This is a genomic window from Achromobacter sp. JD-1 (assembly GCF_038594925.1).
GTDB lineage: Bacteria > Pseudomonadota > Gammaproteobacteria > Burkholderiales > Burkholderiaceae_B > Achromobacter > Achromobacter spanius_C.
This window is the reverse complement of sequence record NZ_JBCGCS010000021.1, coordinates 81052-99582: the sequence shown is the minus strand read 5'-3', so window position 1 is coordinate 99582 and position 18531 is coordinate 81052. Positions and strand designations below refer to the sequence as shown.

Genomic DNA, 18531 nt, shown 5'->3' with positions numbered 1-18531 from the left:
CCTATCGTCCGGATTCGACCAAAGCGACGAACCCTAGAGCGGGTTAACATTGCCTTTGCTCCGGGGTGCACGCCAGTGCTGAGAATCAAACCCGCGAACTTGACCCGGTTCATGCCGGCGTAAGAAGAGCATTCGCCCTGCCGCGCCTTTGCGCCGCTTGTGCGGGCGGGCTTCGGAGCTTCCCTGTATTGGAATCAACGAACGCCCATGAACAACGCCGCCCCGCCCGTCGCGGAACTCCTTGAATTCATTGCCCAGGACGGCTGCACCGACGCGCAGTTTGATCAGCTTGCGCTGCGGCTGTTTGCGTATCAGTACGGCGCCAACGCCCCCTACCGCGCGTTCTGCCAGCGTCGGGGCGCGACGGTGCGCAATGTGAAGACCTGGAGCGACATTCCCGCCGTGCCCATCGACGCCTTCAAGGCGATGGAACTGCGCTGTGAACCCGCCCGCCCCGACGAGCGCGTCTTCATGACCAGCGGCACCACGCGCGCCGACATGCGCGGGCGTCACTTTCATCCGCACCTGGACGTCTACGACCTGTCCATGACGCGCAACTTCGCCGCCCGCGTCATGCGGGGCACACCGCGCTTGCCGATGGGCATTCTGTTCCCGGATGAAGTGGCCATGCCCAATTCGTCGCTGGCGCATTACCTGGCGCTGGCCAAGACCGCGTTTGGCACCGACGACAGCCGCTATTTCATGTCGCCCCAGGGCATCGATCTTGATGGCTTGTGGCGCCGCCTGGAAGCCGCCGAGCGCGATGGCGAGCCCTACGCCCTGCTGGGCGCCAGCTTCAGCTTCGTGCATGTGATCGACGCGCTGCGCAAGGAAGGCCGAACGTTCCGTCTGCCGCCGGGCAGCCGCATCCTGGACACCGGCGGCTACAAGGGCCAATCGCGCGAATTGCCGCTGGACACTTTCTATGCCGAACTATCGGACCTGCTGGGCGTGCCGCGCGCGCTGTGCATCAACATGTACGGCATGACCGAGCTCAGCACGCAGTTCTATGACGACGGCAACGCCACGGTCCCTTCCGTGAAATCGGGGCCGCACTGGATCCGTTCGCGCCTGGTGGACCCTGTCACGGGGCGCACGGTGCCGGCCGGCGAACGCGGCATCCTGGCGCACTGCGACCTGGGCAACTTCAATTCGGTCAGCACCATCCTTACCGAAGACGTGGGCGAACCCGCCGACGGCGGCTTCCTGCTGCTGGGCCGCGCCGAGGGCGCGCAGGCCAAGGGTTGCTCGCTGGCGGTCGAAGAGTTCATTCAGTCCACGCGGCCATGAACGCGCAACGGATCGAAGCGGGCTATCTGCCGGGGCTGGCTTCGGCCGATGTCCAATGGCAGACGCTGCCCTTCGAGCAGGATGGCCAGCGCGTCGACGTGGCCGTGCCGGTGCTGACCGCCCCGCAGATGCGGGCGCTGGCGCAGCGCGTCAAAGAAGCCAGCGCCCGGCATCTGAAGACGATGACGGTGTCGGAAATCATCGACGTCATCGACCGCGCCATCGCTCGCCTGCTTGACCCCAGCGACCCGTACCGCCGGCAAGCCGACGCGCTGCTGCCGATCGTCAGCGGCTACGACGCGCAGATGGTGCGGCTGGGCCTCACCGGCTTTTTCAAGACGTTTCGCGCGCCGCAACTGCACCGCTTTGTGGCCGAGGACTTCGCCAACCCCAAGGTGCTGGACGGCTTTCAGCCTGCGCCGAAAGGCGGCGCGGTGCGCGCCCATGGCCCGCAGTTGCTGGTGCATAGCTGGGCGGGCAACGTGCCCGCGCTGGCGTTGTGGAGCCTGATCTGCGGGCTGCTGGTGAAGGCGGGCAATATCGGCAAGCTGCCCAGCGCCGAGCCTCTGTTTGCCGGCTGGTTCGCGCGCCTGCTGGCGGAAGAGCATCCGCCGCTTGCCGATTGCCTGGCCGTGGTGTGGTGGCGCGGCGCGGGGGACGACGATGCCGCTGCGCTCTACGCGCAGGCGGATACGGTGGTGGCTTACGGCGGCAACGACGCGCTGCACGCCATTCAGCAACGCCTGCCCGTCACTACGCGCTTTCTGGCGCATGGCCACAAGCTGGGCTTTGGCGTGGTCAGCGCGGCGGCGCTGGACGCTCAGAAGGGCCCCGCCCTGGCTCGTCGCGCGGCCTGGGATGTGATGCGCTACGACCAGCAGGGCTGTTACTCGCCCCAGGTTTTCTACGTGCAGCGCGGCGGCCCGGTATCGCCGCGCGACTTTGCCGGCTATCTGGCGGGCGAACTGGCCAATCTGCAACGCCGCTTTCCGCGCCGCGCGCTGGACCTGGCGGAATCCGCCGCCGTGGCGAAGTGGCGGCAGACCATCGAATGGCAGTTGCCGGATGGTGGGGCCGACGCGCTGATCGGCGAGCCCGACGCGGCATGGAGCGTCTCGTACACCGATGCCGCCGCGCCGCTTGCGCCCACGGCTCTGCAACGCAGCATCGTGGTGGCCGGCGTCGACACGCTGGATGACGTGGCGCCGTTGGTGGCCGCGCATAGCCGCTATCTGCAAACGGCGGGCGTGGCAGCCACGCCCGAAGAGCTCTACCGGCTGGCCGATCAACTGGGCGCGGCGGGCGTCACCCGCATCAGCGCCATCGGCGCGATGAGCGTGCCCGAAGCCGGCTGGCATCACGACGGCCGCTTCAACCTGCTGGATCTGGTTCGCATGACCGAAATCGAGCAATCCGCCGAAACCGCCGCCGACCCTTACGCGTCGTACGAACCATGATGGCGGACCCGGCCCGGCCCTTTCTTCATATCGAAGGGGCCGTCTACACCTACCCCGGCCGCGCGCCGATCGTGAACGGCATCGACTGGCGCCTGCAAGCCGGCGGCTTTCATTGCCTGGTTGGCCGCAGCGGCTGCGGCAAGACGACGCTGCTGAAACTTGCCGCCGGCCTGATCACGCCGCAGTCCGGCCGCGTCGTGCTGCAAGACGGCACGCCCGCCGCGCCCGGCCCGCAACTGGGTTATGTGTTTCAAGCACCCACGCTGCTGGAATGGCAACGCGTGATCGACAACGTGCTGCTGCCCGTGTCGCTGCAACGCCGACCGCTGCCGGAAGACCTGGAACGCGCGCACGGCTTGCTGGCCATGCTGGGGCTGTCCGACCATGCACAACACTATCCCCGCCAGCTATCCGGTGGCCAACAAAGCCGCGTGGCACTGGCGCGGGCCTTGATTCTTGAACCGGCCTTGCTGCTGCTGGATGAACCGTTCGCGGCGCTGGACGCCATCACACGCGGCGAGCTGCAAGACGACCTGCTGCGCATGTGCCGCCTGCGCAATACCACCGTGCTGTTCGTCACCCATGACATCAGCGAAGCGGTGTACCTGGGCGACCGTGTCGCCGTGATGCACCAGGGCCGCATGCTTGCCGACCTGCCGGTGAACCTGCCCGCGCCGCGCACGCAAGCCATGCGCCATGGCGCGGCATTCAATGCGGCCTGCGCGCAGGTATTTGAATTCATGAACGGGGCGCGCCCATGAAGCCGAGCGTCACCAAAGCGGCGACCCAAGCCACGATCAAGCCCCGCCTGCTTGCCCTTGCGCTGCTGGTGCTGCTGCTGGCCGCGTGGGAAATCACCGTGCGGCAGGTGGGTATATCAGCACTGGTGCTTCCCGCCCCCACGGCCGTGGCGAAGACGCTATGGACCAGTCTTGCCACCGGCTACCTCTGGCCCCACATCGGCGCGACGCTTGCCGAGATGCTGCTGGGCTTGGTGATCGGCGGCGCGGCGGGGCTGGGCATCGGCGTGGCGCTGGCGGAATCCGCCTTGCTGGACCGCGTGCTCAAGCCCTATGTCATCGTCAGCCAGGTGGTCCCCAAGCTGGCGCTCGCGCCGCTGTTCGTGCTGTGGTTCGGCTTCGGCATGGCGCCCACCGTGGTCATGACCGCGCTGATCTGCTTTTTTCCCTTGATGGAAAACACCCTGACCGCCCTGCGGCAGGTCGACCCGAACCGGCTGCAACTGTTCCGCATGCTGGGCGCCTCGCGCACGCAGACCTTGTTGCGCCTGAAACTGCCCGCCGGGCTACCCGGCATTCTGGCCGGCCTGCGCGTGGCGCTGGTGCTGGCGCTGGTGGGCGCCGTGGTGGGCGAGTTCATTGGCGCCAGCCGGGGGCTGGGCGCCGTCATCATCGCCGCGCAAGGCATGATGGACACGCCCCTGATGTTCGCCGCGCTGACCGCCATCGCCATCATCGGATTGCTGGGCTATCAGGCCACGCTGCTGCTGGAACGGCGCCTGCTGCGCCCCTATGCCGATCAATCATGACTCTCTTCCGGACCCCTTCCATGCCTCCGCACCCCACCCGCCGCGCCCTGCTGACCGCCGCCGCAAGCCTTGCCGCCGTGTCGCTGACGCCCCTGGCCACCCTGGCGCCGCGAACCGCGCGCGCCCAAAACGCCCAGGCCGCCGCGTCCGGCAGGGTCACGGTGGCCGGCTGGAGCAAGCCCATCAGCGAAATCACCAATCTGCTGGCCGAACCCGATAAAGGTTTCTTCAAGGCCCAGGGCGTGGAACTGGTCTACCTGCCCGGCGCGGGCGGCGGCGACGCCATCCGCAACATCCTCAGCGGTCAGGCCGACGTGGCCTTCACCGACCCCGGTTCGTTCTTCATGGCCTTGGACAAGGGCGAGAAGCTGCGCGCCATCTACGACATCTATCCGCAGAACGTGTTCAACGTGGTGTCGCTGAAGTCGGCCAACATCACACGGCCCGCCGACTTGAAGGGCAAGCGCATCGGCGTCTACAGCCTGGCCAGCGGCACCCGCCAGAACCTGCTGGTGATGCTGCATCAGGCGGGCCTGACCGAAGCCGATGTGGAAATCGTGGTGACCGGCGTGCTGAACTTCGCGCCGCTGCTGCAAGGCCAGGTGAACGCCACCGCCGCCACCGACACCGGCTTGCTCGTGGGGCGGCGGCGCGGCCTGGGCGAGGTCAACGTCATGGAAGTGCGCGACACCCTAAACGTGTCCAGCGACCTGTTCGTGGTGCGCGAAGCGGTCTATCAACAAAAGCAGCCGCTGCTGCGGGCATTTTTAAAGGCGTATCGCGACAGCGCGGCGTGGATGATCGCCCAGCCGGAAGAAGCCGCCACCCTGGCCGGCAAACGCGCCATCGACGGCACCGACCGCGCCATCAGCCTGGAAGTGATCCGGCTGCGCAATGCGGCCGCGACCGCCGCCGGTCGGCCGCTGGGCGCGTTCGACCTGGGCTCGCTGCAACAGGCCGCCGACGCCTACCGCGCGTTGGGCCTGATCGAAAAGCCCATCGACATCGCAGCCGTGGTCGACACCGGCCTGCTCCCGGGAGACTGACATGGACGCCACGCAGAAATTCGCCGGCAAGGTCGTGTTGGTGACAGGCGCCAGCCGAGGCATCGGCGCCGAGATCGCACGCGGTTTCGCGCGCGAAGGCGCGACGGTGGTCGTCAATTATTTAAGCAATGCCGCCGCCGCGGACGCCGTGGTGGCGCAGTGCCAGGCCGCGGGCGGCGACGCCTGGGCCGTGCAGGCCGACGTGGGTGTGGCGGACGCGGTACGCGCCATGGTGGACGGCATCGTGCAAGACGCCGGCCGGCTGGATATCGTGGTCAACAATGCTCTGCGGCACTACACGTTCGACCCCCGCCAGCGCACGGCCTTCGACGCCTTGTCGTGGCAGCACTACCAGTCGCAGTTCGATGGCTCGGTGGGCGCCGCGTTCAACGTCTGCCACGCCGCGCTGCCGCATTTCAAGCTGCGCGCCCGAGGCTGCATCGTCAACATCGCCAGCAACCTGATCGAGCACCCCGTCGTGCCGTATCACGACTACACCACCGCCCGTGCGGCGCTGGTGGCGTTCAGCCGCAACCTGGCGGCCGAACTGGGCCCCTACGGTATCCGGGTCAATTGCGTGGCGCCCGGCCTGGTCTACCCCACCGAGACCAGCGGCAGCACCCAGGAGTCGTTCCGCGACGCCTTGATTGCCGCCACACCACTACGCCGCATCGCCCGGCCCGAGGATGTAGCCGGCCCGGTGCTGTTCCTGGCGTCCGACTGGAGCGGCTTCATGACCGGGCAGGTGCTGTTCGTGGACGGCGGACTGGTGATGCGCTAGAGTGGATAGCCCCCCGTTCGCAGCCCCCCACGGAGCCGCCCATGCGCGTCCGAGCACGCACCCTGTATGTCCTGTTCGGATTGATTCTTGGCCTGTTGGGGCTGACCCAGGCGCGGCTTGCCTGGGCCGACCCGCCGGCCGCAACACCCCCCACCGCCCCTGCCGCGCCCGCCGTCATTCAGATGGGCGACATTCCGCTGCGCGCCGACAGCGACACGCGCTACGCCGAAGGCGTGATGCAGCGCGTGGCCACCACCGACCCCGAAGCCAAGCTCGGGCCGGCGCTGGAAGCGATCGCCAAATCGGCTGACGAAAAGCTCTACGAATTCCAACCGGCCCAACTGCGCACCCTGCCCATCATGCGCGTCGAGAGTCTGGAACGGCATTGGGTCTTTGACGCCCATCGGCTGGCGCGCTGGCAGGCAGACCTGCGCCAGGCCACCGCCTGGTACGCCAGCGACGCCGCCGAACTGCTGCGCCGCCGCGACGCCTGGCACGCCATCAAGAATTCCACCGCCGCCGCCAGCCTGCCGCCCGCGCTGGCCGACCGCGTGGATGCCGTGGTGGCGCAACTGACCGCCGCCGCGCTGGCGCTATCCGGTCCGCTGTCCAACCAAGCCCAGCTTGAACTACGCGCCAACGCCGTCGAAGAGCGCATCAAGGCGGGCCAGCGCGCCGTGGCCGAAGCCATCAACGACATCGACGCGCGCCTGATGCGCGTGGATTCGCCACCGCTTTGGGACCTGGGCAAGACACAAGACACCAGCGAAGACACCATGGCCTTGCTGAGCACCGGCATCGACATCGAAGCCCGCTTCGCGCGCGACTACAGCGGCACCGGCAGCGGCAACCAGCGCGCCCTGCATGTGATTCAGATCGTGCTGCTGGTGTTTCTGCTGTGGCTGGCCAGGAAGAGCCGCGATGCCATCCGCGCGGGCGTCATGAGCGAAACCGCCGCGGGCGTGCTGGGCCGCCCCTTGTCCGCCTGGCTGCTGCTTTCCATGGTGGCAGTGCTGGCGCTGGAACCCGACGCGCCGCTGATGGTGCAGCAGATAGCGCTGGTGCTGGCGGCCGTGCCGGTACTGCGCCTGCTGCCGCCGTCCGCGCGTCGGCAACTGGATCTTTGGCCCTATGCCATCACCGCCTTGTTCCTGGCGGAGCGGCTGGGCTTCCTGTTCCTGGCCAACACCTTGTTCTACCGCCTGTCCACCGTGGCTTTGACCGCGGTGTCGCTGGCCGCCATCGTGTGGCTGTTGCGCCGGCGTCGGCGCGACACGCCGCCCCCCGCTTCCGCCCGCCTGGCAGGCATGCTGCGCGCCATCGCTTGGGGCGCGGTCGCGTTGCTGTGCGTGTCGCTGGCGGCCAATCTGTTCGGCAATGTCTCGCTGGCGGAAATGCTGACCAGCGCCGTCATCGGTTGCGGCTACTTCGGGCTGGTGCTCTACGCGGGCGTCACCGTCATCATCACCCTGATGCAAGTGCTGTTGGCGCGCCAGGGCATTGCGCGCTTCCGGCTGGCGCGCGAACATGCGCCGCCGCTGGTGCAACTGTTGATCCGTCTGCTGACCGTCGCCGCCTTCCTGGGCTGGGCGGTCTACGCCATGGACCGCTTCCGCATCCTGCGCGCCACCTATGCGTTCACCACGCAGGTGCTGTCCTACACCCTGACCGTGGGCGAAGTGTCCATCAGCCTGGGCAACGTGTTGCTCTTCCTGGTTTCCGTGGTGATTGCGTTCTGGGCCGCGCGCACCATCCGCCTGATCCTGCGCGACGAGGTGCTGACCCGCATGGCGTTGCCGCGCGGCGTGGGCAACAGCATCGCGTCGCTGTCGTACTACCTGGTGCTGCTGCTGGGCCTGGGCATCGCGCTGTCGGCGGCGGGCTTTCAGACCAGCCAGTTGACCATCGTGTTCGGCGCGCTGGGCGTGGGCATCGGCTTCGGCCTGCAAGGGGTGGTGAATAACTTCGTGTCGGGCCTGATCCTGATGTTCGAACGGCCGATACAGCCGGGCGACGTGGTAGAAATCAGCGGCACATCAGGCCAGGTGCGCGACATCGGCATGCGCGCCACCCGCATCAAGACCTTCGACGGCGCCGATGTGATCGTGCCCAACGGCACGCTGCTATCCGACAAGCTCACCAACTGGACCCTGCTGGACCGCAGCCGCCGCATCGAGGTCAGTATCGGCCTGGCCTACGGCACCGAGCCCAAGCGCGCGATCGAGGTGCTGGACGCCGTGGCCCGCGACACACCCGGCGTCGTCGTCGAACCGGCGCCCACCGTCTTGTTCATGGGCTTTGGCGCCAGCACGCTGGATTTCAGCGTCCGCGCCTGGACCTACGACTTCGACCGCTGGATCAACATCCGCAGCGACATGATGGCGCGCATGGTTGACGCGCTGCGGCAGGCAGACATCGAGATTGCGTTTCCACAACGCGACCTGCATTTACGCAGCGTGTCGGAAGAAGCGGGCGCGGCGTTGGACGCCGTACTGAGCGGCGCGCGCAGATCGCAGCCCCATCCGGGACCTGGCGGAATTTCTTGAAACCAATGGCCGGCATCATTTCATGCTGACCGCCCCACGGTTGCGCCTGCCGCACGCGATCGGTCATCGGTGACGCCGATCGCGACGATGTAGGATGGGTGCAGCGCGCCCAATTGAAGGCAAGAACCCCCGCTGCCCATCGCGCGAAACCCATCACGCGGCGGTTGCGTTGTGGCTGGATTGGCAGACTATCCACCGCTGCTTGATGGGTTCCGCGCGATAGGCGTTGCGGTATTTGCGGGCGACGGCGCGCGCTGCACCCATCCTACGTGCCGATGAACGAGGGTGCGCGATGATGATGGGCGGTGATTCGCGGCGCGCCTTGCGGCTGGGCCCCTGAATGTGTTGGCGCACGCCAAACGGGTCTCAAGCCGATGTAGTCACCGGCACCGTCAGCGTATTCTTCACCGCGTTCATCACCACCAAGGTGGAGAAACGCTTGACGTTGGGATTGCCCCAGAAGTGACGCTGGGCAAAGGTGTCGTAGTCAGCCATGTCGACCATGGTCAGCGTCAGAACGAAGTCAACCTCCCCCGTGACCGACAGGCATTGCATGACCTCGGGCGCACCCAGCATGGCGCGCTTGAACAGGTCAAGCTTGTCGACGCGTTCGCTCTCCAGCGACACCAGCACCACCATCATGATGCCGCGCCCCACCGCGGCCGGGTCCACCACGGACACGTCTGCCGTCACCACGCCCGCTTCGCGCAGGCGCTTCATGCGGCGCAGACAGGACACAGGCGACAGGTTTACCCGCTGGGCAACGTCCTGGCTGGTGCGCTGGTTGTCTTCCTGCAGGCTTTGCAGAATTTGAAGGTCGAAATCGTCTAGTTCCATGGAGGCTTGGAAACGCAGGGGAATCGGGCCGAGGCGAATAAGAAGCAGAAGAAAATCGGCCCTCGGCAGATTCTAATCCTGGCCGCAACAGACTCCGGCCCCAATTCGACGGGAAACTTCATTTTGCCCCTGCCGGACGCAGGAAATAATCAGACGGCTTGCTTACACTGGGAACCCTTCACCCGCCCCTTCGGTTTTTTTTGCATTCCGCTGCATTGCGCCTTACCCAGTCCCCATGACCGCCGCCACCCTGAACGCCGGGCACAACGCCCCCGCCTCCACCCTGCTGCCCACGCTGTCGCTGATCGGCGCGATGGCGTCGCTATGCATCGGCACCTCGTTTGCCAAATCGCTGTTTCCGGAAGTGGGCGCGCAGGGCACGACCGCTTATCGCATCGTTATCGGCGCCATCATCCTGATGGCGTTCTGGCGTCCGTGGCGCTTTCCGCTGACCCGGCAGAACGCCGCCAAGATCGCGCTGTACGGCGTAACGCTGGCGTGCATGAACCTGCTGTTCTACATGGCGCTGCGCACGCTGCCGCTGGGCGTGGCGATTGCCATTGAATTCACCGGCCCGCTGACGCTGGCGGTGGTGCTGTCGCGGCGCGCCATCGATTTTGTGTGGATCGCCTGCGCGCTGGGCGGCCTGGTGCTGCTGATTCCCACCGGCCAATCCCTGCACGATCTGGACCCGACCGGCATTGCCTACGCGCTGGCCGCCGCCGTGTGCTGGGCGCTTTACATCATCTTCGGCAAATTGGCGGGCAATGTGCATGGCGGCCAGGCGACGTCCTTGGGCCTGCTGGCGGCCACGATGGTGGCGCTGCCCGTGGGCGCGGCGCACGCCGGCATGGCCTTGCTGGACCCCTCGCTGATTCTGGCCGGGATCGGCGTGGGCATTCTGTCCAGCGCCTTGCCTTATTCGCTGGAAATGGTGGCGCTGCGGCGCTTGCCGCAGAAAACGTTCGGCGTGCTGCTCAGCATGGAACCCGCCATGGGCGCGCTGGCCGGCGTCATCGTGCTGAACGAACACCTGACCCAGACGCAATGGCTGGCCATCGGCGGCATCATCATTGCGTCGGCGGGTTGCGCGGCCACCGCGCAGCGCGGCAAGAAGCGTCAGGCGCCGGTGCACGACTAGCGGCACGCCAGTGCGCGGCTAAGCGCGCGCGCCGGGCGCTTATTCCACCGAAATACCCTTGTGACGAATCACCGCGCCCCAGCGCTCGCGCTCGTCTCGAGCATAGTCGGCGAACTGCCCCGGCGTGCTGCCCGTGGGTTCCATGCCCTGCAACCTTAGTTGCTTGACCACGTCGGGCGATCGCAATGCCGCCACGATGGCGCCGCTGAGCTTCTCGACGATGAGCGCGGGCGTGCCGGCCGGCGCCACCACCCCTTGCCAGGCCGCGGCCTCGAATGGATCCGCGCCCGCTTCGGCAAACGTCGGCACGTCCGGCAACTGGGCCGAACGCTGCGCGGCCGGCACGGCAATGGCGCGCAGCTTGCCCGCCTGAATCAGCGGCCGGGCGGCGGCCAGATCCGCCATCATCATGGGCACCACGCCGGACGCCACGTCTTGCAAGGCGGGCGGCGTGCCCTTGTACGGAATGGCGGTGGCGCGGCCGCCGATGGATTCCAGGAAGAGTTCCATCGCCAGATGGTGCGGGCTGCCGACGCCCAAGGACGCATAGCTGCCCGGCTGCTCGTTGCGCAAGTAACGCAGGACGGCGGGCATGTCGGTCAAGTCGGAACCGGGTGAGGTCACCAGCACGATGGGCAAGGCCACCAACGTGGACACGGGGGTCAGGTTACGGCCCGGATCATAGGGCAGCTTCTTGTACAGCCAGGGGTTCAACGCCAGCGTGCTCATGCCCGCCGTCATCAAGGTGTAGCCGTCGGGCGCGGCGCGGGCGGTTTCTTGCGCGGCCACGATGGTGGCGGCGCCCGGTCGGTTTTCCACCACGACGGTTTGCCCCAGCGCATCGCCCACATGCTTGGCGACGATGCGGGTGGCGATGTCGCTACCGCCGCCAGCGCTGAACGGCACCAGCCATCGGATGGGATGGTCGGGGAATTCCGCTGCCGATGCGGCGGCGGGCAACACGGTGAACGTCACGGCGCAAAGCGCGGCGGTGCCCCTCAATGCCGCCTTGAACAACGCCGCCTTCAGCAACGCGCGCGGCAGGAAGCTGCTAGTCATGTCCCTGGTCTCCTCAAACCACGATCGGATGAATTTTTAATTAACATATTAATGATTTTCGATGCGCACGCAAGCCCGGGAATTTACCGTAAACGGTCGCCGGGATACGGTCGCCGGGATACGGTCATCGGCAGACGCGCAGCGGAAGAAAGGGAGACGAGAACAGCAGAAGCGGAAAGCCGGCAGGGCGCCTAGCAATCACGCGCGCGCGGCATTGAGCCAACGCAGCCCCGCCGACGTCTCGGCCGCGGGGCGGTATTCGCAACCGATCCAGCCGGTGTAGTGCAATTCGCGCAGTACGCTGAACACCCAGCCGTAATCCAGCTCGCCCCGATCGGGTTCCTGGCGCAACGGCACGCCCGCAATCTGCAAATGCCCTACCCTGCCCGTTGGCAGGTATTCACGCAGTTTGGTGGTGACGTCGCCTTCCACGATCTGGCAGTGGTAAAGGTCCATCTGCACTTTCAGGTTCGGCGCATTGACGGCCTGCACGATCGCGTGGGCCTCGTCCTGGCGGTTCAGGATATAGCCCGGAATGTCGCGAGTATTGATGGGCTCGATCAGCAAGGTCACGCCCGCCGACCGCGCCTGGCGCGCGGCCCAGTCCAGGTTTTCGCGATAGCAATCCAGCAAGGCCTCGCGCGGCACGCCGTCCGGCGCCAGGCCCGCCATGACGTGCACGTTGGAACAAGACAGCGTGGTTGCGTAGGCCAGCGCCTGGTCGACGCTTGCCTGGAATTCTGCCTGCCGCCCAGGCAGCGCCGCCAGCCCGCGTTCACCATGGCGGGTCACGCCCGGTGGCGCATTGAAGAGCACTTGCGACACGCCCACCGCATCCATGCGTTCGCGCACGAAGGCGGCGGGTTCGGCATAGGGAAACATGCATTCCACCCCCATGAAGCCGTCCGACGCGGCGGCCGCATAGCGGTCCAGGAAGGCGTGTTCCTGATACATCATCGACAGATTGGCGGCGAATTTCAGCATGGCGGGGCTCCGGTCCGGGCGGGATTTCCGGCAACTTAGCACACCGCCACACTGTTTCGCGCACGCAGCCCGCAGCACCGGGATTACGTCAGCCCAAGGGCGTAATCCCCTCGTCGATTGACGCAGCGCATCAATACGTCAAACGCACCCCCAGCAACACGCTGCGGCCCGGCAGCGGGGCCACCGACGAGATGAACGACGCATGGTTGTAGGCCAGCTTGTTCAGCAGGTTGGTGCCGCGCAGATAGACTTCGTAGCCCGTCGCGTTGTAGCGGCCGCGATAGGCGACCACGGCGTTGACCATGTTGTAGCCCGGCGTGCTGTCTTCATAGGCCGCGATGTCTTTTTGCGAGAACACGCGCGCGTATTCCACGCCGCCCGACCACTGTTGCCACTTTACGTTGCCACGCACGCCCGCGCGCGCCGCCGGGATGCGAGGCAGATTGCCATCGCCGCCCGTCAGCTTGCCGCGCACGTAGTCGCCGAACACGGCGGCCGAGAATATCGGCGTGAACTGATGGCGCAGCTCGCCTTCCACGCCCGTGAATTCCGCGTCGCGCTGCGTGTACTCGATCAGGCGGAAGTCTTCGTAGCGGTCCAGCGTGTTGGCGTAGATGTAGTTCTTTACGCGGTTGTGGAACACGCTGGCGGAGAACGTTGTGTCGCCCGCGTGCTTGCGCAAGGTCAGGTCGATGTTGTGCGAGGTTTCGCGGCCCAGGTCTGCGTTGCCCAGTTCGTAGGTATTGGTGGCCAGGTGCACGCCATCCGCGTAGAGCTCCTGCGCGTTCGGCAGGCGTTGCGAACGCGACAGCGACAGCGCCACGGAGTACTGCGGCGCAAAGTCCCAGATGGCCGCGGCCGACAGGGACGTACCCGACAGGCTGCTGCGCGATGCGCCGCCTTCGGGCGAAATGCGTTGCCAGTCTTGGCGCGCGCCCACTTCGAAACGCCAGTCGTTCAACTGGTATTCCTCAAGCACGAACAGGCCGTTCGAGCGCGTGCGGCTACGTGGCAGGAAGGCTTCTTCGCCGTCAGCGCGGAAATCGCTGTAGGCGTTCTGGAAACCCACCACGCCGCGCCAGCCGGCGATGGGCTTGTGCTGCAATTCCACACGCAGGTCGTAGCCCTTGTTCTTGAAGCGCGTGCCGACTTCGCCGCCTTCGATCTCGTCGTGCTGATAATCGGTCAAGCCGCCGCGCACGCGGATCTTTTCAAAGCCGGCGAACGGGTCCTGGTACTCGGCGCGCAGGTCCAGACGATTGCTGCGCAGCTTCACATAGGGCACGCCACCGTGTTCATGATCGTGGTCGTGGCCTTCTTCTTCATGGCCTTCTTCTTCGTGGTCATGATCGTCGTGGCCGCCGCAGTGCAGGTGCGTGCCGTGCGGGTGGCAGCCTTCGTATTCGTGGTTGTGTCCCGGCAAGCCGTACTTGCTTTCCAGGTGCGTGAACGCCAGGCCGACGTAGCCGCGCGGCGTAATCCAGGACATGCCGACGGAGCCCTGGCTGGATTCGCTGTACGAGCCTGCCAGCTTGCCGCCCGGCCAATCGGGCACGTCGTAGTCGCTGGTGCGGCGCTTCATGCCTTCGACGCGCACGGCAAACTGGCCTTCGCCCGCGGTGATGCCCACAACGCCGGCGCGTTCCTTCGTGCCGGTGGCGCCACGCAATTCCATTTCGGCTTCAACACCGTTTTCCGGCACGGCGGTGGGCACCTTCTTGTCCACCACGTTCACCACGCCGCCGATGGCGCCGCCGCCGTACAGCAGCGTCGCCGGGCCGCGTAGCACTTCGATGCGTTCGGCCAGCAGCGGCTCGACGGTCACGGCGTGGTCGGGAGAAATGCTGGAGGCATCCATCACTTCGGAGCCATCGGACAGCACCTTCACGCGCGGGGCGGTCTGGCCGCGTATCACCGGACGGCTGGCGCCGCCGCCAAACGTGTCGCTGTTGACACCGGGCAGGCTCGTCAGGGACTCACCCAGCGTGCCGCTACGCCGTTCTATCAGCTCGTTGCCTTCCAACACAGAGGCCGGCAGCGTGGTGCTGTTGAGGTCCAAGCCCAGCGGGTTGGCGGACACCGTAATCGGCGCCAAGGTCTTGGCGCGCTTGCTGTCCGCCTCGGTATCGGCTTGCGCGACGGGCGCGATCAGCATCAGCGAACACACCAGCGGTTTGAGGCTGCCACGGCGTGCTGGCCGGGCGATGGCGATCTTGCGGCTTCCCTTCTTGAACCCCAGTTTCTTGCCTTTCATCGTATTCTCTCGGATGTTATATCATTACAAAACGCGGATGGATGATATAACATTTCAGATTCAAAGCGATGAAAGTTTGGCGATGAACTGACGCGAACGTGTCACGGTTTAGGGATCAGGCGCTATCGAGCGGCCATTGCTGTGCGGCGTGCAGAACGCGCAAAATTGTCACGGCGCGAGGCGATTCCGCATACACGACCAAGTAGTTCGGCCGAATCACCATTTCCCTGGTGCCCGCTACTCGTCCCGAGCGATACAGCCGTGGGCGCTCACGCAGCTTGGCCACTTTCTTCTGAATTTCATCTACCAAACGCAGCGCCGCGGCCGGGCTATCGTCCGAGATGTAATCGACAATCGCCAGCAAATCCTCGCGAGCCGTTTCGCGCCATTCAAGAACCGGCACGGCGCTTCTTCTTGCTGATCAGGGCACGAGCCTCGTCCATGACCGCTTCATGGGCGACCGGTGGCCGCGTGTCGGCCAAGGCCTCTTGCACCTTCGCGCGAAACCACGAGTCGTAGCTCATGGCGTCGACGGCCAGGCCGGCGGGCAAACCGCCTTCTTTTGCCACTCTCGTTAGCAAAATTCGCACCGCATCCGAGATGGTCAGGCCAACGTTGGCGAGCTTTTCCGCCGCTTCGGCCTTGAGCTTGTCGTCGACACGGACGTGCAACATTGAAGTGGGTGCCATGGAAGTCTCCGGGGATGGATCGGCCATTATGTATCTCAATTGAGATACACACAAACGACGCGCCGTTTGCCACAAAAACCTGACAGTTGAAACGGGATTTGGCGAACGCGAATCGGCTCCACTGACCGAGTATCCTCAACACCACGAACCCCTGCACGTGATGTGCGCCGGTTGTTCGGGCGCCAGGCGTCGACGGGTTTTCAACCGACCAGGAGGCCCCCGATGATTCCCAAGAACACTATTTGTCTTTGGTATGAAAGCGATGCGCTGGAAGCGGCGCGGTTCTATGCCAAGACGTTTCCGGATAGCGCGGTGGGCGCGGTCCACCATGCGCCGTCCGACTACCCTTCCGGCGACGAAGGCGATGTGCTGACCGTGGAATTCACGGTGATGGGCATTCCCTGCCTGGGCCTGAATGGCGGCCCGGCGTTCCAGCACAATGAGTCTTTCTCGTTTCAGGTGGCCACCGACGACCAGGCGGAAACCGACCGCTTGTGGGATGCCATCGTCGGCAACGGCGGCCAGGAAAGCGAGTGCGGCTGGTGCAAGGACAAGTGGGGAATTTCGTGGCAGATCACGCCGCGCGTGTTGACCGAGGCCTACACGGGCGCTGACCGCGCCGCCGCCAAGCGCGTATTTGAAGCCATGATGACGATGGGCAAGATCGACGTTGCCACGATCGAGGCAGCGCGGCGCGGGTGAGGGTTTGCGCCGGGGCCGGCCGCGCCGGCCCCTGCCTTCTCAACCCGCTATCAACCCGCTATCAACCCACTATCAACCCGCCTTGAATTCCTTGTTCCAGAATTCCAGCATGTCGGCCTTGCCTTCGGTCAGGCCCTTCAAGTCATACGCCTTCAAGAGCTTCACTTCAGCCTCGGTGAAGCCCACGCGCTTCAGGTTTTCCGGCAGCGCGGCGTTGGTCACGGTGGGCGCATAGCCCATCTTTTCCGCGAAACCGATCTGGCCGGTCGGGTCCAGCATGGCGTTCAGGTATTCCCATGCGGCGTCCTTGTTGCGGCTGTTCTTGGCCACACCGGCCTCGAACGACACCGGCACCGAGCCTTCCTTCGGGATCACGAAGCCCAGCGGCAGGCCGCTGTCTTTCCATTGCAGCGCGCGCGCCTTCCACATGCATGCAATGGCGATCTCGCCCGACTTGAAGGCGGATGCCACCGCTTCGTTGGACGGGTAGATGCGCGGCTCGTTGCCCTTGAGCTTGGCCAGGAAGCGCTTGCCGCCGTCAAAGCTCTTGGTGTCGCCGCCCGCGCCCAAGCCGACGAAGACCGAGTTGTACAGATAAAGAATGTCCGAGAAGCCGACCTGGCCCTTCAACTTCGGGTCCAGCAGCACTTCCAGCGAGTCCGGCGGCGTGGGGAATTTTTCGGTGTTGTAGACCAGCGTCATGGCGCTGAAGATGTGCGGAATGGAATACGGCGTCTTCAGCGCGGCGATGGCGTGCGCCAGGTTGGGCAGCTTCTTCGCGTCGATGGGTTCCAGCGTGCCCGAGCGTTCGGCGTCGTACATGTCGACTTCGCCCAGCAGCGCCACGTCCATGCTGCCACGGCGCGAGTTCTTTTCGGCGCGCAGCTTGGTCACGCGGCCCACGGCGTTGCCGGTGTCGTACACCACGTTCACGCCCTGCTTGGTGACGATGGGGTTGATGATCTGCTGCAGCAGATTTTGGTAATCGCCGCCCCACGTACCCACGACGATCTGTTTGTCGGCGGCGAGCGCCATGCCAGGCACCCAGCCCAACGCGGGGGCCAGCGCCAGGCCAGAGGCGGATTTGATGAAGCCACGGCGAGTCAGGTTTTTCTCTTGCATAACAACCTCGTATCGAAGGGGGACTAGCAACTTGCTACGGTGCGGCTGCGCGGTGCGGCGGTACCCGGCCGCGCAGCCAGGGTTCTTGCATACGTTCAGGCCAGCATTTCCACCGACGCACCGGGCGCCAGGGCGCGGATGTCATCCGCATCGATGTCGCGCGCGATCACGATGATGGCGGCGCTGGCGTCGGGTTGGCGCGTCAGCCGTTGCGGCGCGCTGAAGGTGGTGCCTACGGACTGGATCAGGATGGGTTCGGCGCAGTCGGCCACGCGCACCACTGCCTTCACGCGCAGCAAACGTTCGCCGCACAAGCCCGCCAGGTTATCCAGCCACTCTGAAAAATCGGTCCAGCTGATGCCCTCGCGCGCCCGCGCCGCCATGACGCGGATGCGCGGGTGCGCCAAGCCAGGCTTGTTAGCCGCCAACATCCGCGCGGCCAGACCCACCAGGTCGGCCACGCCTTGCGACGGCGCGAATGCGGCCTGCACGGCACGGCGGCGGTCGGGTTCGGCGATCACGTCCGCCAGCGGATTCAGCAAGGCGGCGCGCGCGGCGCGGGCATCCAGCGCGGACGCCGGCAGCAGGTCGGTCTTGGTCAACACGATGCGGTGCGCGGCGCCGAACTGCGCCATGGCTTCGTCCATCTCTGCCAATGCATCGGGGTCGCGCGCGCAATCGTCGGTGCAGACCACAGTCAGCCGCAGGCCACGGCTGGCCAGTTCAGGATCGGCCAGCGACGCGATGATGGGGCCGGGCCGCGACAAGCCGCTGCATTCCAGGATCACGCGCTGCAAGGGGCCTTCGCCCTCGGGGCGCGGCGCGTCCAGCAGCGCGCTCAAGGTGTAGACCAGATCGCTGCGCAACGAGCAGCACACGCAGCCATTGGCCATCAGCGTCATCGGCACGTTGTCGCTGTCGTTGGCGACAATGGCGCCGTCCACGCCGATTTCCCCTGCCTCGTTGACGATCACGCCCGTATCGCGGGAGGCCGGATCGCGCAGGTAATCCACCAGCAGCGTGGTCTTGCCGCTGCCCAGAAACCCGCACAACAGGAACAGGTCGACCGCCATG

Annotated in this window: 17 protein-coding genes, 1 pseudogene and 1 riboswitch; of the genes and pseudogenes, 10 read left to right on the top strand and 8 right to left on the bottom strand. The window is 65.8% G+C overall.

The features are described 5' to 3' along the window. The first annotated feature begins 51 nt into the window (after window positions 1–51). A riboswitch (TPP riboswitch) is annotated at window positions 52–143 on the top strand. A gap of 64 nt (window positions 144–207) precedes the next feature. The 8 genes and pseudogenes from WBR68_RS25375 to WBR68_RS25340 form a co-directional block, all read left to right on the top strand. Continuing rightward, on the top strand, window positions 208–1290 hold the full coding sequence (locus tag WBR68_RS25375; RefSeq protein WP_230695588.1) for a LuxE/PaaK family acyltransferase: 1083 nt from the start codon (window positions 208–210) through the stop codon (window positions 1288–1290). Beyond that, window positions 1287–2747 (top strand): acyl-CoA reductase, encoded by a 1461-nt coding sequence (locus WBR68_RS25370; protein WP_230695587.1) that lies wholly within the window; start codon window positions 1287–1289, stop codon window positions 2745–2747. Before WBR68_RS25375 ends, WBR68_RS25370 begins: the two co-directional genes overlap by 4 nt. Continuing rightward, on the top strand, window positions 2744–3508 hold the full coding sequence (locus WBR68_RS25365) for an ABC transporter ATP-binding protein (RefSeq protein ID WP_050445875.1): 765 nt from the start codon (window positions 2744–2746) through the stop codon (window positions 3506–3508). The genes WBR68_RS25370 and WBR68_RS25365 overlap by 4 nt, the downstream gene beginning before the upstream one ends. Continuing rightward, window positions 3505–4296 carry an ABC transporter permease gene (locus tag WBR68_RS25360; RefSeq protein WP_230695586.1) on the top strand — a complete coding sequence of 264 codons (792 nt, stop codon included), beginning with the start codon at window positions 3505–3507 and terminating at the stop codon, window positions 4294–4296. The genes WBR68_RS25365 and WBR68_RS25360 overlap by 4 nt, the downstream gene beginning before the upstream one ends. Before the next feature lie 20 nt (window positions 4297–4316). Further along, window positions 4317–5342 (top strand): ABC transporter substrate-binding protein, encoded by a 1026-nt coding sequence (locus WBR68_RS25355; protein WP_230695585.1) that lies wholly within the window; start codon window positions 4317–4319, stop codon window positions 5340–5342. 1 nt (window position 5343) lies between these two features. Continuing rightward, complete coding sequence (locus tag WBR68_RS25350; protein ID WP_230695584.1) at window positions 5344–6123, top strand: SDR family oxidoreductase; 780 nt, start codon at window positions 5344–5346, stop codon at window positions 6121–6123. A gap of 41 nt (window positions 6124–6164) precedes the next feature. Next, window positions 6165–8669: a mechanosensitive ion channel family protein gene (locus WBR68_RS25345; protein ID WP_230695583.1), complete on the top strand. Its 2505-nt coding sequence runs from the start codon at window positions 6165–6167 to the stop codon at window positions 8667–8669. Next, a pseudogene (locus WBR68_RS25340) lies at window positions 8644–8762 on the top strand (cyclase family protein); the annotation flags it as partial. The gene WBR68_RS25345 and the pseudogene WBR68_RS25340, both read left to right, overlap by 26 nt. A gap of 273 nt (window positions 8763–9035) precedes the next feature. Here WBR68_RS25340 and WBR68_RS25335 read toward each other — a convergent pair. After that, window positions 9036–9506, bottom strand: coding sequence for an Lrp/AsnC family transcriptional regulator (locus WBR68_RS25335; protein ID WP_050445870.1), 471 nt, complete (start codon window positions 9504–9506; stop codon window positions 9036–9038). 235 nt (window positions 9507–9741) lie between these two features. Between WBR68_RS25335 and WBR68_RS25330 the strand changes: the two genes are divergently transcribed. After that, a complete protein-coding gene (locus WBR68_RS25330) occupies window positions 9742–10647 on the top strand; it encodes an EamA family transporter (protein WP_050445869.1) in 906 nt (301 codons plus the stop codon). A gap of 39 nt (window positions 10648–10686) precedes the next feature. Here WBR68_RS25330 and WBR68_RS25325 read toward each other — a convergent pair whose 3' ends face one another. The 5 genes from WBR68_RS25325 to WBR68_RS25305 form a co-directional block, all read right to left on the bottom strand. Continuing rightward, window positions 10687–11706: a Bug family tripartite tricarboxylate transporter substrate binding protein gene (locus tag WBR68_RS25325; protein WP_230695582.1), complete on the bottom strand. Its 1020-nt coding sequence runs from the start codon at window positions 11704–11706 to the stop codon at window positions 10687–10689. Between the two features lie 198 nt (window positions 11707–11904). Then, complete coding sequence (otnI, locus tag WBR68_RS25320; RefSeq protein ID WP_230695581.1) at window positions 11905–12690, bottom strand: 2-oxo-tetronate isomerase; 786 nt, start codon at window positions 12688–12690, stop codon at window positions 11905–11907. Between the two features lie 130 nt (window positions 12691–12820). Then, window positions 12821–14845, bottom strand: coding sequence for a TonB-dependent receptor domain-containing protein (locus WBR68_RS25315; protein ID WP_230695600.1), 2025 nt, complete (start codon window positions 14843–14845; stop codon window positions 12821–12823). A gap of 214 nt (window positions 14846–15059) precedes the next feature. Then, complete coding sequence (locus WBR68_RS25310; RefSeq protein WP_050445866.1) at window positions 15060–15347, bottom strand: type II toxin-antitoxin system RelE/ParE family toxin; 288 nt, start codon at window positions 15345–15347, stop codon at window positions 15060–15062. Further along, complete coding sequence (locus WBR68_RS25305; protein ID WP_050445865.1) at window positions 15334–15633, bottom strand: type II toxin-antitoxin system RelB/DinJ family antitoxin; 300 nt, start codon at window positions 15631–15633, stop codon at window positions 15334–15336. The genes WBR68_RS25310 and WBR68_RS25305 overlap by 14 nt, the downstream gene beginning before the upstream one ends. 222 nt (window positions 15634–15855) lie before the next feature. On the opposite strand from WBR68_RS25305, the gene WBR68_RS25300 reads away from it, so the two are divergent. Beyond that, window positions 15856–16335, top strand: a complete 480-nt coding sequence (locus WBR68_RS25300; RefSeq protein WP_050445864.1) for a VOC family protein — start codon at window positions 15856–15858, stop codon at window positions 16333–16335. Window positions 16336–16407: 72 nt separating this feature from the next. On the opposite strand, the gene WBR68_RS25295 is transcribed toward WBR68_RS25300, so the two are convergent. Continuing rightward, complete coding sequence (locus tag WBR68_RS25295; protein WP_050445863.1) at window positions 16408–17457, bottom strand: ABC transporter substrate-binding protein; 1050 nt, start codon at window positions 17455–17457, stop codon at window positions 16408–16410. A gap of 95 nt (window positions 17458–17552) precedes the next feature. Next, complete coding sequence (locus WBR68_RS25290) at window positions 17553–18530, bottom strand: CobW family GTP-binding protein (RefSeq protein ID WP_230695580.1); 978 nt, start codon at window positions 18528–18530, stop codon at window positions 17553–17555. Window position 18531 lies beyond the last annotated feature (1 nt).

Coding starts and splice junctions, on each gene's coding strand:
- WBR68_RS25305 (WP_050445865.1), bottom strand. CDS start 15,633: ATGGCACCCACTTCAATGTTGCACGTCCGTGTCGACGACAAGCTCAAG.
- otnI (WP_230695581.1), bottom strand. CDS start 12,690: ATGCTGAAATTCGCCGCCAATCTGTCGATGATGTATCAGGAACACGCC.
- WBR68_RS25295 (WP_050445863.1), bottom strand. CDS start 17,457: ATGCAAGAGAAAAACCTGACTCGCCGTGGCTTCATCAAATCCGCCTCT.
- WBR68_RS25370 (WP_230695587.1), top strand. CDS start 1,287: ATGAACGCGCAACGGATCGAAGCGGGCTATCTGCCGGGGCTGGCTTCG.
- WBR68_RS25360 (WP_230695586.1), top strand. CDS start 3,505: ATGAAGCCGAGCGTCACCAAAGCGGCGACCCAAGCCACGATCAAGCCC.
- WBR68_RS25335 (WP_050445870.1), bottom strand. CDS start 9,506: ATGGAACTAGACGATTTCGACCTTCAAATTCTGCAAAGCCTGCAGGAA.
- WBR68_RS25355 (WP_230695585.1), top strand. CDS start 4,317: ATGCCTCCGCACCCCACCCGCCGCGCCCTGCTGACCGCCGCCGCAAGC.
- WBR68_RS25315 (WP_230695600.1), bottom strand. CDS start 14,845: ATGCTGATCGCGCCCGTCGCGCAAGCCGATACCGAGGCGGACAGCAAG.
- WBR68_RS25365 (WP_050445875.1), top strand. CDS start 2,744: ATGATGGCGGACCCGGCCCGGCCCTTTCTTCATATCGAAGGGGCCGTC.
- WBR68_RS25350 (WP_230695584.1), top strand. CDS start 5,344: ATGGACGCCACGCAGAAATTCGCCGGCAAGGTCGTGTTGGTGACAGGC.
- WBR68_RS25290 (WP_230695580.1), bottom strand. CDS start 18,530: ATGGCGGTCGACCTGTTCCTGTTGTGCGGGTTTCTGGGCAGCGGCAAG.
- WBR68_RS25375 (WP_230695588.1), top strand. CDS start 208: ATGAACAACGCCGCCCCGCCCGTCGCGGAACTCCTTGAATTCATTGCC.
- WBR68_RS25325 (WP_230695582.1), bottom strand. CDS start 11,706: ATGACTAGCAGCTTCCTGCCGCGCGCGTTGCTGAAGGCGGCGTTGTTC.
- WBR68_RS25345 (WP_230695583.1), top strand. CDS start 6,165: ATGCGCGTCCGAGCACGCACCCTGTATGTCCTGTTCGGATTGATTCTT.
- WBR68_RS25330 (WP_050445869.1), top strand. CDS start 9,742: ATGACCGCCGCCACCCTGAACGCCGGGCACAACGCCCCCGCCTCCACC.
- WBR68_RS25300 (WP_050445864.1), top strand. CDS start 15,856: ATGATTCCCAAGAACACTATTTGTCTTTGGTATGAAAGCGATGCGCTG.